The organism is Candidatus Binataceae bacterium (assembly GCA_036495685.1).
Taxonomy (GTDB): Bacteria; Desulfobacterota; Binatia; order Binatales; family Binataceae; genus JAFAHS01.
In genome coordinates, this window is sequence record DASXMJ010000035.1 from 1 (window position 1) to 15,589 (window position 15,589).

The window sequence follows — 15,589 nt, forward strand, 5'->3', positions numbered from 1 at the left end:
GATATCAAGACAATCCACCCGCAACCTTCGCGCCTGCACCGACAGATATTTCGACTTCGGAAGATTACAGATGCACGCACATCACCGCGTCTTGCTGGGTGACCTCGAAAAGCATCGGCGTAGCCGAGTGCACTCGCAGTCGAACGACAGCTATCTGAGCAGTGGGCATCACTACCTCGATGTTTCCGTTCCCATGCGGAGGACAATCGCGAAAGCGTGGCTCAAGAAAAACAAGGACATCACGGCCACCGAATTTTTAGCCGTGCTCGAGAGTCTCTATCGTGGAGAGTCCCACGAGGAGAAGACCCTGGCGAGTATCCTGCTCTCATATCATTCTACTGGCCGTAACACAGTTAAACTGAGCGAGCTCAACGCTTGGCTCGACGACCTCGTTGGATGGGCCGAGATCGATATGCTCTGCGGTGGGGTGTTCAGCGCCGAAGAGATCCTCGCGAATTGGCGCGGGTGGGAGCGATTCATCCTCGCACTCTCGCGCGACCGAAATATCAACAAACGCCGCGCGGCGCTGGTCTTGCTGACCGCTCCGGTTCGCTATTCCGACGACCAGCGACTTGCCGACCTGGGCTTCGAGGTCATCCGTTTGCTGCAGCCTGAACGCGAGATCATCATCACCAAGGCGGTCTCATGGCTTCTGCGCAGCATGGTGCGGCATCACAAGGGGGTTGTCGCCGCCTATCTGAAAAAGAATCTGTCCTCGCTCCCCGCCGTCGCCGTGCGTGAGACCAGAAGAAAGATCGCGACGGGACGGAAGTAGCTGAAGGATGCGAGGTAAGGGCTGACCTCGAAATCCGAAAGCGCTTTTCACAAACTCTGGTCGCTGTTTCTTCTTATTCGGTCCAGCAGGGAGGATGCTTTACCGCCCACTCACCCGCTTGAAGGGACACGTACTTGGTGAGCTCGCGTCCCATGCGCACTGTGAGCCTCTGCGGTATTGTGCAAAGGTCATTCGGTCTCTTGCAGGTGGTCATTCGGTCTCTTGCAGGTGCTCGTTGGCTGGCCGGCTATCCGACGATACTGGCTGGTCCTGCTTCAGCTGCTCGATCTCGGCTCGTTGACGATCGATTTGGCGCTGCTGCGCTGAGACCTCACTCTGCAGTCGCCCTTGCGCGTTCTGCTGGTTTTGCAATTCATGCCCTACCACACCGCCGGTTACTGCCCCTAGGCCCGCGCCAATCAATGCGCCCTTTCCCGCGTGATGAACTCCTGCGCCGACGATAGCGCCGGTGCCCGCCCCCAGCACCGCGCCGCCGATAATGCCTTCATCGGTCGTGGTCAGGCTCTGTGCCCTGCTGCTGCCGGCGAGCATACCGAGCAGAAGGAGTGTTGCCGCTCCGCATATTAAGAAAGGTTTCATAAAGTCCACTCCGTGCCGCAGGCTGCGTCGCGGGTGCCTCCCCACGCGGAGCGCAGCGGCTTCCTCCTCCTTGCTAGGGGCGTGCCTGATCCGATTCTCTTGGATTAAAAGCCTTTTTTTGACTTTTGAGTGATTGAATGTGCAAATTTTACAAAGAAGTTCTTTCCATCAGCGAACCTCACACCCTTGCGCGGTGAAAACTGCCAAGGCTGGATTTAACGATGCTTAGGAGCAAGAAGTAAGTAGTCGCCCCGCGCGCCATCTGAAGCCTCTCGGATATCTTCAGAGCAGGGTGAACCCGTTCCTCGTCAGCTGAAACGCTCTTCTGATTCGTCCGCGGCGATTTCCATCGGTCATGCGAAGCTCTCTGCCGAGAAGGCCGATTGAGCTGGACTATTGCTGATGAGAAGGAAGCAGACCCGAGACGAGTTCGCCACGCTCATCACGTTATCGGCTATTCTGCGCAATGGGTTAAGCTCCAGTAAGCGACGCGAGGCACCGCAATGCGTTTCACCCTAATGCTCTCCCGAGGCGAGTATCGGGATTTTGTTGCGATCGCCCAGGCGGCCGAGGCCTCCGGGTGGACGTCGATCACGATCCCGGACAGTCTTTTCTTTCCGCAAAGTACGGTATCGCGTTATCCATATGCCGATACCGACAACATCCGCCAGTACATTTCGGCAACTCCTTTCATCGAACCTTTCATTGCAATGTCCTGGATGGCTGCGGTTACCAAGACCTTGCGATTCTATCCTGCGGTCATGAAAGTCCCGGTAAGGCAGCCTCTGGTACTCGCCAAGGCGCTGAGTTCACTAGCGGTCATCTCGGGTAACCGCGTCAGCCTGGGCGCCGGCCTTAGTCCATGGCGCGAAGACTTCAGCTACAACGGTCTCGATTTCGAAAAACGCGGCAGGCTCATGGACGAAAGCATAGCGATCATTCGCGCCGCGATGAGCGGACGGTACTTCGAATTTCACAGTCAAAACTATGACATCGGGCCGATTAAACTGAATCCGGTCCCCGATCGTCCGGTACCGATACTGTACGGCGGCCACAGCAAGGCCGCGTTGGCCCGAGCCGCCCGTCTGTGCGACGGATGGATCTCGGCGAATGCCGATACCGACGCCCTGAAAGCCATGATTGCTGAGCTCAATGACCTGCGCGAACGATACGGAACCCTCAGTCGGCCCGATTACGAAATTCACGTCATGGACGTAACCGCAAGCACCGCCGATGACTACCGGCGCCTTGCGGACCTCGGTGCTACCGACATGGTGGCGGGTTTTGCCAGCGAGGGTCAGGAGATGATTGATAACGTCCGTCGCTTCGGTGAGAAAATCATCGCAAAGCTCGGATCCCCGCGCGCCTCGTAGTCGTTGTATAGGAACAATGAACGCCTATTCGCGGCGCGAGTTCGTACGTTTCGCTGGTTCCGCCATCATCTTCGCCGCTTTGCCCGCCGCCAAAGGCACGGCGGCGGCGTCATCCACGAAGTTCGGCGGTCCCACGCCCAACTCGCAATTCTATGTGACCTCCTTCGCACGCACTCCGCTCGTAGATCCATCCGCTTGGACCCTTCAGATCAAGGGGCTGGTTGCGAATCCGCTGAAGATTTCCTATCGGCAACTCCAGGAGCTTCCTCAGGTCAACCAGACCTTGACGCTGGAGTGTATTGGCAATCCACCCGGCGGAACCGTGATTGGCAACGCGGCATGGCGTGGGGTCAAGCTTAGGCCGCTTCTCGATCGTGTCGGAATCAAGCGCACAGCCGTGTGGGTCGCCATGCGCGGGGCGGACGGGTACCACACCGGACTTCCGGTCGACGATTTGCTGCGCGAGGAGAATTTCCTTCCGTGGATAATGAATGGAATGGCGCTGCCGCCGGAACATGGATTTCCGGTGAGAATTTTCATCCCGGGAAAATACGGAATGAAGCAACCGAAGTGGATCACCGAACTCGAATTTCTCGATCATGAGACCCCCGGATACTGGGAAGCCCGCGGCTGGACTAATAGCGGGTGGCGCAAAACCAATTCCGGTTTCTTCTCACCACGCGCGGAGGGGGGACTTATATTCGACGGGGCCGCAAAGGTGGTCGCACCGGTGGAAATCTGGGGGTGGGCGCTCGCGGGTCCTTCGGGAATCAGGCGGGTCCAGGTTTCGAGTGATGCCGGTAGAAATTGGCGCGATGCACAACTCGTTGCAAATCAGTCACCGTACGTGTGGACGGTTTGGAGACATCGCTTCACTCCCGCTGCACCCGGAAAATATGTAATCAGCGTGCGCGCCACCGACGGTAGAGGCGTCGCGCAGCCGGCAACTGACCCTCAGACCGGCAGCGGTATGAGTGGTCAGCCGCAGTTGCCCCTCGAAGTCACGTCGATCGTTTAATTATTCAGCACATAGACGAATCGGGCACCCAACCCTCCTGCACAGTGCGTGAGACCCACCCGCTCGACAACCAGGAAAATTCTTGCTCCGATGAGATAGCGGACCATGACCGACGACCTTGTCATCTTCGGTGGAAGTGGCAGTCCCAAGCTGACACTCAAGATCTGCGAATACCTGCAGACCCGCCCGGGAACAGGTGAGGTATTGCGTTTCTCGGACGGGAATTTGTTCGTGCGCGTGAGAGAGAACGTCCGGGGACGGCACGTTTACCTGGTACAGTCCACGGTCTTTCCGACCAACGACAACTTCATGGAGCTCCTTTTCTGGACCGACGCATTGAAGCGTGCCAGCGCCGAGTCCGTGACCGTCGTCATGCCCTATTTCAGCTACGCGAAAGGCGATAAGAAGGATGAGCCCAGAGTATCGATTCGGGCCCGGGTATGCGCTGACGCGATCGAGGTTGCCGGCGCCGACCGTGTGGTGACGCTGGACTTGCACGCTCCCCAGATCCAGGGCTTCTTTCACATTCCGGTAGATGACCTATATGCGCTGCCGGTACTCTGCGAAGAACTTGCCCACAAGCAACTGCCAAATCTTATCGTCGTGTCTCCCGACACCGGCTTCGTGAAGCAAGCGCGCAAGTATGCTTCGTTTCTGGGCACTTCAATCGCGGTCGCGGACAAACAGCGTAAGGCTCATGACGAACGCGCCGAGATCCTCGAGATCATCGGCGAGGTGCGGGGAAAAAACGCATTGATCGTTGACGACTTCACGATCTCTACCGGCACCCTGGTCAACGCCGCGCACAAGCTCATCGAGCGCGGCGCGCTTGCCGTCTACGCCGCGGTCTCGCATGGGGTATTCAGCGAAGGATCGATGGAACGGCTTGAGCAGAGTCCGATTCGAAATCTTCTGGTAACCGACTCAATCGAAACCCAGCCAGTTGTGCTTTCTTCGAAGGTTCAGGTGGTCTCCGTGGCACCGCTCTTCGGAGAGGCCATTCGACGGATCCATAAGCGCGAAAGCATCAGCGTGCTCTTCCCATCATAAAAGCGCGTCGAGGACCAGGAGTATTTTTGCGGTCCTGACCTCGTCTGTTCACGAAGCGATAAAGTCGCGAAGAATTCGCAGGGCTAGCTCGGGTTGATCATTCAACACCGAGTGACCCGCATTGGAGATGCGCTCGAAGCGCACCAGTCGCGGGCGAAGCAGCGATGCCATTTCCATGGCCGCTTCGACGGGGCACGCAGGGTCATCTTCGTCGCTCAGGATCAGTGTCGGACGGCGAATCGAACCCATGCGTAGCGTCAAATCGATCGTCCGCAACTCGCTCCGCAGAAGGTGCATGGTCATCTCGCCGTTGGCTAGCATACGCATTTGCTTGTTCGGATCTTCCGGCTTGCGTGTGTAAAGCGGGAGGCAGTGTTTCGTGAACGCCAGGCCGGTTTTCAGGTTCGGACCATCGAAAAAGCTCTTTGCTGCCCGATACGCGCGCGCCCCTCCCAGTCTGCGGAACGTCTCCAGAGACTCGGCCGCATTCTGCCGTGCTTCGGCACCATAGAGAATGAGCTTGCCTGGGTGATCGTGATACCGCGATGCATACGCCATCGCGACATAGCCACCATAGGAATGTCCAAGCACGATGGGCTACTCGATCTCGAGCGCGCCGCACAGGGCGCGCACATCGTCCGCCCATCGATCGACGGTCCATTGCTCCGAAGAGGTAGGGTCACTCCTTCCCGTGCTGCGCATGTCCGGAAACACCAGTTGGGGAATTCGGCGAGCGGTGCAAGCTCATATTCTAGGTACGAATGGTCACCTCCGGACCGCCATGCAGCGCGATCACCGTCGGTCGCTCGATCATCCGGACGCCGTCGGGGACAAGCTTGGCTCAACCACGTCGAAAAACAATCGTCCGCCGTCGATTTCTATTCGCATCGCGATGTCGTGGCGGACTCAGATCATTGCGTAATTGAGTTCCGGAGTCGCGCCGCAATTCGGTCCAGTTCCGCGCGGCCTGGCCGCTTCCGATTGTCTGGCCCGAAACGCAAGCCAAAGCCGTCGTGTTCAAATCGCGGAAAGACGTGGAGGTGCACGTGAAAGACCTCCTGACCTGCCGCGGCTCCATCCGCCAGAAAAAGATTAACCCCCTCGCATCGAACCCCGCTTTGGCGCAGCCCCGCCGCCACCAGCATGCCCACCCGAAAGATCTCACCACCGAGGTCCGGAGCAAGGTCGGCAAGGTAAGTGGCGTGAGTCTTCGACACCACTAGCACGTGCCCGGGGTTCACCGGTTGAATATCCATCAGTGCAAGCACCGACTCGGTTTCGTGAACGAGACTGTAAGTCTCGGTTCCGTTCACCATAGAGCAAAAAAGACAACTTGATTCTCGGCGGGGCGGCATAGTTAGAATTTTACTCACGACGAAGAACAGATCGAGGCCGTCGATGGTAGGAAACCGCTTGCAGGCGAGCGACGCGTGCTAGGATGAAGTCATGCCCCGCGTACGTGCCCGAGTCGCGATGGCCATTCTCTGCATGTCATGTGTCGGCTCGACCTACGCCGCGACCTCGCCGCCGCCCTCCGAGTTCGGTGGAGTTCCGTTTGGCACCACGCTAAGCGAACTGAAACAGCGCCATCCGGAAGTGAGCCGTAACCCGGACAGCGACCGGCAATTCCAGGTCTATCAAACCCTTGACCTAAAGGGCGTAGGTACCAAGAGTGCCGCAGCATTCAATATCTACAAGGGCCACGTGGTTGGCGGGCAGGTCATGCTCGATGCGTACAATGCGCGTTCCTGGTACGACAAGATGGTCCAGCAGTACGGCGAGCCGGACACCTGTGATTATTGCGGAGACCCGGAACTAGTCATCGCCAACTGGATGTGGGGCAACGGCGTTCGGCTGCATATCGGCGGCGAGATGCTGACTCTTCTGACCGAGGAAGGTGCTACGCAGCGCCACGATTGGATTGCACGAGGAGACAACAGTGTCGCGGCCGATAGCGGCGATGAGAAAAGTGATTTGGGCGAGACGGTTCGGCCGGTCGTACATCGGAGAGTGACTAAGAAGAAATTCGCCGCCGCACACCCCCGGCCCGCACCCGCGCCGACGACAGGATGGAGCTATTACTACGAGCGGGCCAAGGACCGCTTCGGGCGATGGGCGGGCTGGTCGCAATGAGGCCACTTGACGCTCGCTCCGCTAAACCGTTGAACGGCGGAGAGTTGGACGGAGGCCGGCATCCGCGGTGCGCGGTCCGGGCTTTTGAATCCGATGGGCGAGCGACTCGCTCTCTGGCTGTAGATCAGCCTTTTGGCAGACCCAGCACCCGCTCTCCGATCACATTTCGCTGAATCTCGGAAGTACCACCCGCGATCGTCTGGGCGCGCGCGTAGAAAAGCGAGTGTATCCAGCGCCCATGCTCGACCGCAAAGGGGGAGCCTTCAACCAGTTGCGCGTATGGTCCCAGGACCTCCTCGGCGAAACTCACCATCCGTAGCATCGTTTCGGTCCTCAACAGTTTGGCGATCGATCCTTCCGGCCCAGGCGGCTGCCCCTTGAATCTGCGAGTGAGACTCCGCAGCGAACTATAGCGCGCGGCCTGGCACTCTGTCTGGATCTGCGCAAATCGCTGCCTTACCGATGGATCGTCTGCCGGACGCCGACCGGACGCATCCAGGCGAGTGAGCAGTTCTCTCAGGCGCTCCGCTTCACGTTCGATCTGAAGCAGTGCACCAACCGTAATTCGCTCGAACATAAGGGTGGTCACCCCGACCCGCCATCCGTCGTTCTGCGGACCAAGCAGGTTGACCTTGGGAACCGCGACGTCTTCGAAAAATATCTCGTTGAAGTCACGGTTGCCGGTCATCTGAACAAGCGGGCGCACCGTGATGCCCGGAGTCTTCATATCGACCAGCATGTAAGAGAGCCCTTTGTGTTTCGGCGCCGACGGATCGGTGCGGCACAAAAGCAGACAGAAATGTGCGCGATGCGCGAGCGTGGTCCAGACTTTCTGTCCATTGACGACAAAATAATCGCCGCGATCTTCCGCCCGCGTGGTCAGTGATGCGACATCGGAACCGGCCCCTGGTTCGGAATATCCTTGGCACCAGATTTCATCGCCCGACAGGATCGGCGGCAGGTAGCGATGCTTCATCTCTTCGGTACCCCACTGCATGATCGTGGGACCGGCGATATTCAAACCGACCGGATTGATCGTTCCCGGCGCGTTAATCCGATCCATCTCCTCCTCGTGGATGTACTGCTCCACCAGCGTGGCGCCGCGACCGCCATATTCCTGCGGCCAATAAATGCCGACCCATCCGGCCTCGAAAAGCGCCTTGTGCCAGCGCATCGCGCGTTCCCATCGTTTTTCCGGGTCGGCATATTGTGGGCCATCGCCCAGCAGCGCCGGGGCATTGTGGTCGAGCCACGCCCGCAAGGTGTCGCGAAACCGATTCTCTTCCGTTGTGAAATCAAAATTCATCGTTAGCTCAATCGCAGGACTCCTCTGGCATTGCCGGACAGAATCTTCGCCTCACTCTCGGCATCCAGCTTAAGCGCTTTCACCTCCTCCACCGGGTGGGCGAGCCCGGCCGGCAGCGGGTAGTCGCTGCCGACTACGAATCGATCCGCGCCGTAATTACCGACCAAATGACCCAGCATCGGGCGGCTGTGCGCGATGATGTCGAAATGAAACTGCGGTAGGTAAGTCGACGGCGGCCGTGGAATTGCCTGTTTGCACTCCGGCACCAGGCGATAGCCCATGTCCAGCCGACCCAGCAGCGCGGGCAGCGCACCACCGGCGTGATACAGCACGACCTTCAGCTGCGGATGGCGTTCGAGCACCCCGCCGTAGATCAGGAGCGCAGCCGCCAGGCCGGTGTCGTAGAGATTGCCAACCAGATTGCCGAGAAAGTACCGGCCCAATGCCCCAGCCGGTGCAGCTTCAAAAGGATGAACGCAGACCGCCATCTCCAACGCTTCGGCCGCAGCCCAGAAAACCTCGAAATCGGGTTCGTCGAGCTGTCGCTCGCCGATCTTGGGAGGGATTTCCACGCCGCGCAGTCCCAACTTGGCGGCACGTTCGAGTTCCTTGGCCGCGGCGACCGGGTTCTGGAGAGGAACTGATGCAAGTGGCGCGAAATGCCGCGAGTCGCTCCGCGCGAGCGCCGCCAGTGCGTCATTGTTCACCTGCGCGATAGCGAGACCGAGGTCATTCGCAACGTCTGGGTACATCAGAAACGGGACACACGAGATTGCTTGCAGCGCGATACCTTCTCGCTCCATGTCGGCTATGCGCGCCGCGGCAACCGAGATCGGCCCCTCCAGGGGGCGCGTGGCCTTCTCCTGGATGAGAAAGAACCTGCGACCGTCGCGTTCGACAATCCTGGTCGCGTAGTGCCTCCCTTCCCGCGCAAGGAAGTCGATCACCTCGGGCGCCACGAGGTGGTTGTGCATATCGATTGCGTTCATGGTGTGAGCGGGTCCTTCCGCTACGCCTTTGACGCGGAGCGGGCAACGTCTTTACAAAATGAAACTGATCTTGCCGTGCGGACGGAGTGCTTCGTTGTCGAGGACTGCTCTTCGCTCTTTTATTTTTAGTTCGTTGCCGACACGAACGAGCTTGTAGTCGTACCGGCCGATGTAGGTATCTACCGATTCGTAGCGCATCCGGTGCACGGCGAAATTGGCGGTCGCGAGGATGCGGTCGCCGTCGGCACCGAGAACGCGCACGTTGCTGATCATCCGGCGAGTGCGCGATGGCGGATTTTCCGCCCACGCCGACTTACCCAGCAGTTGTTTTACGCGTGAGCGGATCCTAACGGCGTCGTCCGCGATGATGAACAAGGTGTTGCGGGCATCGCCTTCGGGTACATCGGTGGGAGGAATCTCGTATACTGCGTCGTCGCTAAGCAGTTCGAGCCATTCCTCAAGCCGCCACTCATCGAGCAGCGCCGCTTCCTTATACAGAAGATCCTCGACCTCCTGTCTGCTTGGAAGTTCCCCGGCGCTCACGCGGCACGTCTCGCGCGCTGAATCTGCGGCTCGGTCATCAGCTGGTTCCAGCGCCGCCAGAACGCGCGCATCTGCAGTTCGTCGGTTATGGATGGGTGCTCGCGCTTCATTCCGCGCGAAATGTCCGACCATTCGACTTCGCGGTTTAGAAAGCCGCGCTGACATGATTCGAGCATTTCGACATCGTCGGGAGTCGCAAAGCCGCCCGGCCCGAGGAAAGTAAGGAAATTGTCCAGGCGCAGTGCGGAGTCCTCTGCGCTCTCTTCGACCGGCGCGAGCGCCCAGGCATTCACCTCCATGTATCCGGGAGAAACCGGATAGAAGGTGCGAATCGTGACCGCCATGATGTCGTTGATGACCAGGTTCGGGAAGATTCCGAGGTTGCGACTGGTCTCACAGATTCGCCACGCGCGCTCCTTGCCGAACCGTCTGTCGAACTTCGCGCGCAATTCCTCAAAGTGAGCCTTACGGTGCTCACCGAAAGGCGGCACCCAATGCGCGATGGGGCGACCCCACGCGCTCTGGTACTCCAGCACCGCGTGTCCGTTGCCAAGATCGATCGGTTTCTGATGCGGCGGGGAGGCCATGTCACGCGATCGCACATCGATTCCGATGTCGCTCAGAAAAGTGAAGTAGCGCTGATGAGTAGGCAGCCCGTGGTAGCCGTCGTAGCTGTTCTCGACCAGCAGCTTCCAGTTCGCCCGGGCGCTGTATGACTGCTGCCCGGCGACCACTTTCATCCCGAGTTCGGACTGGTCGGCGACCAGATCGAGGTATTCGCGCGCCCGGGCCAGGTAGTCGTAGAGGCTTTGTGCCGCCGGATCGAAACACGCGAAGACGAAACCGCGGTAGCTGTCGACACCGGCGGGAGATCTAAGCCCGCGCTCCTCGCGCGAGAACGCGTCGCTGTAGGCGTCCTCGCCTGGTATACCTACCAATTCTCCGCGCGCGTTGTAGGTCCACGCGTGATAGGGGCACTGAAAGGTCTTGGCGTTGCCGGACTTCTGGCGGCAGACCAGCGCGCCGCGATGGGTGCAGGTGTTAAGCAGGACGCGAATAACATTGTCGTCGCCGCGCACCAAGACCATCGGCCGCCCCGCAACATTGCGCGAGCGATAGTCGCCGGCATGGGGCACTTCGGATTCGTGACCTACGTAGATCCAGCACTTCTCAAAGATGCGCCGCCGTTCCTGCTCCAGACACTCCGGATCGGTAAACACCCGCCGGTTGACTCGGAACAGGCCCGCTGCCTGGTCGTCCATGACGTAAGTTTCGGCTGGTCTATCCATGTGCGTCTCCTTGTGCCAGGTCACACTTCTTTGCGCGACGGGTCCCATGCCCAGTATTGCGCGATCGCGCCGCCATCGACGCGCAAGTCCATCCCGGTAATCATCCCGGCGTCTTCCGAAGCGAGGAAAACCGCAGCCCGCGCGTAATCGCTCGGGCCCGGCAATTTCTGCATCGCGACCCGCGAGCGAAACGGCTCGAACGCTTGGGTCACGCGTGTCACATCGGACGGCGTTTTGCGGCCCCATCGCGCCGCGCGCGCCAGCGACTCTGAGGGATCGGTAGCGGTCGGAGTCAGACTGTTCACGCGGATGCGGTGGGAAACCAGTTCCATGGCGGCGGAGCGGGTGAAGTTCAAGAGCCCGCTCTTGCCGGTGCAGTAGGCGATGTTGCGTGGCTCGCCCTGATGCCCCGCGGTGGAAATGATGTTGATGATGCCGCCCCCGCGCCCCTGCTCGATCATCAGCTTGGCGACGTGCTTGGTGAAGAGGAACGCGCCGCCGAGGATAACTGCAAGCTGCTTCTGCCACTCGTCGAACGGCATATCGAGCACGCCCTTGCGATTGAAGAACGCCGCGCTGTTCACGAGCACATCGACCCCGCCGAAGGCCTCTTTGGCTTGTACGACTGCGGCGCTGACCTGCGACTCGTCAGTCACGTCGCAAGTGCAGGCCAGTGAACGCCCACCGTTGCCCGCGATCGCCTGCGCGCAATCCCGTGCATTCTCCCCGCGGGAATCGACGCACACCAGCGCGGCCCCCTCTGCGGCCAATCCCTCCGCAATTCCCCCGCCGATATTCGGGCTGGTACCGGTTACCAGCGCGACTTTACCCACAAGCTTCATGTCCCGCTCACGCGACGAGGAAGCATTTCGAGGAGTTGAAGATCCAGGTGTCGATGAATTCGGTTTCCTTCGGTTTGCGGCCGAGCTCGGACAGCGCCCCGGTCAGACACATCCAATTGAGCAGCTCCTGCTGGCCGCTGTCCTCCACCGCAGCCGCCGAATAGCCCCGCCATTCGTCGTAGCGACCCGCACAAAGTGCGTCATACATTCGCCGATCGGCTGGGGTGTCCGGGTACAGGAAATAATTCTTCGGAGTAAGGAATGCATGCGACCATCCCGACGACGCCAGCAGTGCCACTCGCCAGGGACTGGCCTTGAGAATTCGGGCCGTCGCCGCGCCGAGATCGAACAGGCGCGCGGGAGTGGGAGCCGGAGGATCCAGATCCGCCTCCGAGGGAGGGTTCTCGAACGCCGGCAAGCCGCCGCGCTGGGCGATCACACGCCGGCCGTAACAATTGACCGCGAACGGAATGATAGTGAATGGAAAGCCGTTCCGATCGTAGTCGAGATAGAAAATCGCGTTGGTGAAAGCGTGACCGAGGGGATGATGCAGCGGCTTGTAGGAATAGGCCGCATCGAAGCCCGCATCAATCAGGCGGCCGGCAAGGTATTTCGCGGCGCTCTTCTCGCCCTTGACGCGAAATTTCTTGTCGGGGGGTTCGTTCCAGACATTCTTCGGGGGTGGTCCGAACTCGAAGACCTCGAACGCGTTGATACAGTAGGCGGGAACGATCTCTTCGCGAAAATTCTCGTACTGATCGTCGCCCCAGATGACGATGAAGTCTGGCTGGAACGCATCGAGCGCCGCGCGAATCTTGCGCAGCCAGACCAGGTGCTTCTCACGATGACGCCTGGCCGCAGAGGTTCCTTCGTCGCTGCCCCACTCCTCGCGCATCGCCGCCGGCCAGCCAGCGGGCCGGCGGTACTGTTCCGGCAGGCGCGGATTGGTAAGCATGCGTTTAAAAATCCAGTCCATCGACTCGTCGGAACCGGCGAGCGGCGGATAGTGAGTTATTCCAGCAAGTAGAATCTCTCCCACGGTGACTTTCTCCCCGGCGCTGGTGCGCCGTTGTCAGGCAGCCGTCCGGATGGAATCGCCCTTGGGTAGTTCGAGCTCGTTCACTTCGCCTCCGCGGTCGGCCGCAGGCCGGCACGCAACAAGACTCCGAGACCATGGTGGTGAAATCGGACGCCACACGCCCCCTGCAATATCGTCACCCATTGGCGGCCTCGGCGCGGTCCTTTTCTTTCCACAGCGACAGATAGTAGCGATTGAGACGCTCCAGCAGCTGGCCCATCTCGGTAACCGCGGCGTCACCGTCGCGGGCCGCGAAATGCTTCATAAATCTGCGTCGCGACGGCAGTACCCACGAGTTGCGCTGCTGTCCGATATCGCGGATGAAGTGCAGCATCACGTCGATAAGCGCTTCCATCACGATGACCATCACCGGGTTTTTGGTCACGCGCGCCAGCACGCGATGGAAATCGAGATGGATGGCGGCCTGCTCGTAAAAGGAGACCTTGTCGCGAGCCGCCTGTTCGGCCGCTTCGATATTCGCGTTGAGCGCGGCCAAGTCTTCAGCACCCGCGCGTTCGCACGCGGTGCGCACCACGATCGACTCGATCATCACGCGCGCCTCAGTCAGATGTTCAGGCTGAATCGCGCCCAGGTGAAACATGTCGCGCAGCCCAGTAACGATCGCCTCTCCAGTACTCTCGCGTACGAACGCGCCACCCGCAGCGCCCTTCTGAAGACGCAGCAGTCCGGCGTTCTCCAGCGAGCGCAGCGCTTCGCGCAAAGTATTGCGCGAGACCCCGAACTGCTCGGCCAGCGCCCGTTCGGGAGGCAGGCGGTCGCCGGCGCGAAGCCGCCGGGTCGATAGCTCGTTGCGAATCTGATCGGCGATTTCCTCGAAAGCCCGCGTGGTTTTGATGCGGCGAAACGCGACTAGCCGCGGGCGCCGCGATTCACCACGCTTGACAGTGTTGGCGGGGGGGTGCTCCATTGGTCCAACCATTGCCATGGTTGAACCGTTACCCTCTAATTGTCAAGCCCGCACCGGCCCTTGCCCAACGAGAGGTCCTCACGATGAAAGCGATATTAGTGGTGCCCGGACCGGAAGGCGCGGTTTACGAATACCGCGAGGTGCCCGCACCTGCTCCCAAAGCCGGTGAAGTTCTGGTCAGAGTCCACGCTACCGGTACCAATCGCGGAGAGCTTCTGGCACGCTCGCTGATTCGTTCCAGCAACCCGAAGTTGCTGCCAAGCATCGGGGGAATCGAGTTCGCAGGCGAAATCGTCGCGCTCGCCCCAAGTGTCGCCTCGTGGAAAGCGGGCGACCGTGTGATGGGCCGCGCGCCGGGTTCGTATGCCGAGTTAGTCGCAGTCAATCAGCACGCGCTGATGCGCATCCCCGACGCACTGACTTATCCCGAGGCGGCAACGATCCCCAACGTCTTCGTTACGGCGCACGATGCGATAGTCACGGCGGCCCAACTGCACTCGGGTGAGTCGGCGATGATTACCGCGGGGTCTTCGGGAGTCGGGACCGCGGCAGTCCAGATAGCATGCTACCTGGGTGCGCAGCCGCTTTTCGCAACGACTCGGTTGGTGGCGAAGGGTGATGCGTTGCGCGCGCTCGGCGCAACCCATGCCGTCGACGTTTCTAAGGCGGACTGGGTTGACGAGGTCAAAGCCGCGACTCACGGTCGCGGCGTGGATGTGATCATCGACAACGTCGGCGGACCGATGCTCAAGGACAATCTGCATGCGCTTGCGGTTCGCGGCCGGCTGGTGAGCGTCGGGCGTAACGGGGGCAATGTCGGCGAATGCAACCTCGATGAACTCGCGTTCAAGCGGGCAAGTTTCATCGGGGTTACCTTTCGCACCCGGTCGACAGATGAAGCCCTCGCATGCAGCGAACGATTCGCAAGCGATCTGCTCGATGCGATCAACCGCGGTGCGTTGAAACCAGTCGTTGACAGGATCTTTCCATTCGACCGGATCACCGATGCACACACTTACATGCTGAGCGATGCGCAAATCGGAAAGATCGTTTTGACTGTCGAATCCGGATGACGCCCCGGAACCCGGCAAGGTTCAACCACCCCGATCTGAGACCTGACCCGGGTGAAGCGTCGACCGCGAAAGCCCCAGCGACAGGCTGCGAGAACAATGCCAGGGGTGCATCGAGCTGCCCGGTCCGCAGGGCAAAGACATTCGCTGGATCCAGTCCTTGCGGCTTAGGCTAAGGCGCTTCGGGTAAGACCAGCACCGCGCGGGCTTCACTTGGCTTGCTGAATCGCCTTCAATCTGCGAGTTTCATGGTTCACCGTCTTTGCACGACTACGGCGTGATACTCACTGGAATATCCAGTCCATTAAGCACACGCCGGTCTATGTGGATACACGGGTTTGGTCGTCAGAATGGTCGTCAAGACTGGGTAAACCCAGGAGACTGAACAACAATCCTTTCCCATTCGAGACCGTGCGGCACCCCCAAAGTTCGTTTGGGTCTTGTCGTCCGGAACCAGAGAGGCTTGGTATATCTGATGCCTTTCCCAGAACGACGATTTCCAGAACAACCCCGGTGGTCTTCTGAACGGGTCCTCCTTTTCCCCGCCCACAAGCACTGTCTTCGGTGCGTTCGTCTACGGATCCAGCTCCCTAGA

At 59.9% G+C, this 15,589-nt stretch carries 16 protein-coding genes; 6 read left to right on the plus strand and 10 right to left on the minus strand.

The features are described from left to right. A partial coding sequence (locus VGI36_03650) for a DNA alkylation repair protein (protein ID HEY2484213.1) occupies positions 1-775 on the plus strand: 775 nt, incomplete at its 5' end. A 210-nt stretch (positions 776-985) separates the two neighbouring features. On the opposite strand, the gene VGI36_03655 is transcribed toward VGI36_03650, so the two are convergent. After that, a complete protein-coding gene (locus VGI36_03655; protein HEY2484214.1) occupies positions 986-1,375 on the minus strand; it encodes a glycine zipper domain-containing protein in 390 nt (129 codons plus the stop codon). Positions 1,376-1,878: 503 nt separating this feature from the next. Here VGI36_03655 and VGI36_03660 point away from each other — a divergent pair. The 3 genes from VGI36_03660 to VGI36_03670 all read left to right on the plus strand — a co-directional run bounded on the left by VGI36_03660 (position 1,879) and on the right by VGI36_03670 (position 4,816). Beyond that, positions 1,879-2,748: a TIGR03619 family F420-dependent LLM class oxidoreductase gene (locus tag VGI36_03660; GenBank protein ID HEY2484215.1), complete on the plus strand. Its 870-nt coding sequence runs from the start codon at positions 1,879-1,881 to the stop codon at positions 2,746-2,748. A gap of 16 nt (positions 2,749-2,764) precedes the next feature. Beyond that, positions 2,765-3,766, plus strand: a complete 1,002-nt coding sequence (locus tag VGI36_03665; protein ID HEY2484216.1) for a molybdopterin-dependent oxidoreductase — start codon at positions 2,765-2,767, stop codon at positions 3,764-3,766. Between the two features lie 105 nt (positions 3,767-3,871). After that, positions 3,872-4,816, plus strand: a complete 945-nt coding sequence (locus VGI36_03670) for a ribose-phosphate pyrophosphokinase (GenBank protein ID HEY2484217.1) — start codon at positions 3,872-3,874, stop codon at positions 4,814-4,816. A gap of 48 nt (positions 4,817-4,864) precedes the next feature. Here VGI36_03670 and VGI36_03675 read toward each other — a convergent pair whose 3' ends face one another. After that, positions 4,865-5,407, minus strand: a complete 543-nt coding sequence (locus tag VGI36_03675; GenBank protein ID HEY2484218.1) for an alpha/beta hydrolase — start codon at positions 5,405-5,407, stop codon at positions 4,865-4,867. 320 nt (positions 5,408-5,727) lie between these two features. Then, positions 5,728-6,171: an HIT family protein gene (locus VGI36_03680; protein ID HEY2484219.1), complete on the minus strand. Its 444-nt coding sequence runs from the start codon at positions 6,169-6,171 to the stop codon at positions 5,728-5,730. Positions 6,172-6,262: 91 nt separating this feature from the next. Between VGI36_03680 and VGI36_03685 the strand changes: the two genes are divergently transcribed. Further along, on the plus strand, positions 6,263-6,949 hold the full coding sequence (locus VGI36_03685; protein HEY2484220.1) for a hypothetical protein: 687 nt from the start codon (positions 6,263-6,265) through the stop codon (positions 6,947-6,949). 124 nt (positions 6,950-7,073) lie between these two features. Here the strand turns inward: VGI36_03685 and VGI36_03690 are convergent, their stop codons facing one another. From VGI36_03690 to VGI36_03720, 7 genes are all read right to left on the minus strand, one after another. Beyond that, positions 7,074-8,255, minus strand: coding sequence for an acyl-CoA dehydrogenase family protein (locus tag VGI36_03690; protein ID HEY2484221.1), 1,182 nt, complete (start codon positions 8,253-8,255; stop codon positions 7,074-7,076). A gap of 2 nt (positions 8,256-8,257) precedes the next feature. Continuing rightward, entirely contained in the window at positions 8,258-9,244 is a 987-nt protein-coding gene (locus tag VGI36_03695; GenBank protein HEY2484222.1) for an amidohydrolase family protein, read from the minus strand. A gap of 51 nt (positions 9,245-9,295) precedes the next feature. Continuing rightward, the gene (locus VGI36_03700; GenBank protein HEY2484223.1) at positions 9,296-9,787 is read right to left on the minus strand and encodes an aromatic-ring-hydroxylating dioxygenase subunit beta; all 492 of its coding nucleotides are present in this window, start codon (positions 9,785-9,787) and stop codon (positions 9,296-9,298) included. Further along, the gene (locus tag VGI36_03705) at positions 9,784-11,076 is read right to left on the minus strand and encodes an aromatic ring-hydroxylating dioxygenase subunit alpha (GenBank protein ID HEY2484224.1); all 1,293 of its coding nucleotides are present in this window, start codon (positions 11,074-11,076) and stop codon (positions 9,784-9,786) included. Before VGI36_03705 ends, VGI36_03700 begins: the two co-directional genes overlap by 4 nt. A 20-nt stretch (positions 11,077-11,096) precedes the next feature. Then, positions 11,097-11,918, minus strand: coding sequence for an SDR family oxidoreductase (locus VGI36_03710; GenBank protein ID HEY2484225.1), 822 nt, complete (start codon positions 11,916-11,918; stop codon positions 11,097-11,099). A 7-nt stretch (positions 11,919-11,925) separates the two neighbouring features. Beyond that, the gene (locus tag VGI36_03715) at positions 11,926-12,957 is read right to left on the minus strand and encodes a hypothetical protein (GenBank protein HEY2484226.1); all 1,032 of its coding nucleotides are present in this window, start codon (positions 12,955-12,957) and stop codon (positions 11,926-11,928) included. A 175-nt stretch (positions 12,958-13,132) separates the two neighbouring features. Next, entirely contained in the window at positions 13,133-13,942 is an 810-nt protein-coding gene (locus VGI36_03720) for a GntR family transcriptional regulator (protein HEY2484227.1), read from the minus strand. Positions 13,943-14,007: 65 nt separating this feature from the next. Here VGI36_03720 and VGI36_03725 point away from each other — a divergent pair, with 65 nt between their 5' ends. After that, complete coding sequence (locus VGI36_03725) at positions 14,008-14,997, plus strand: zinc-binding dehydrogenase (GenBank protein ID HEY2484228.1); 990 nt, start codon at positions 14,008-14,010, stop codon at positions 14,995-14,997. The last annotated feature ends 592 nt before the right edge of the window (positions 14,998-15,589 follow it).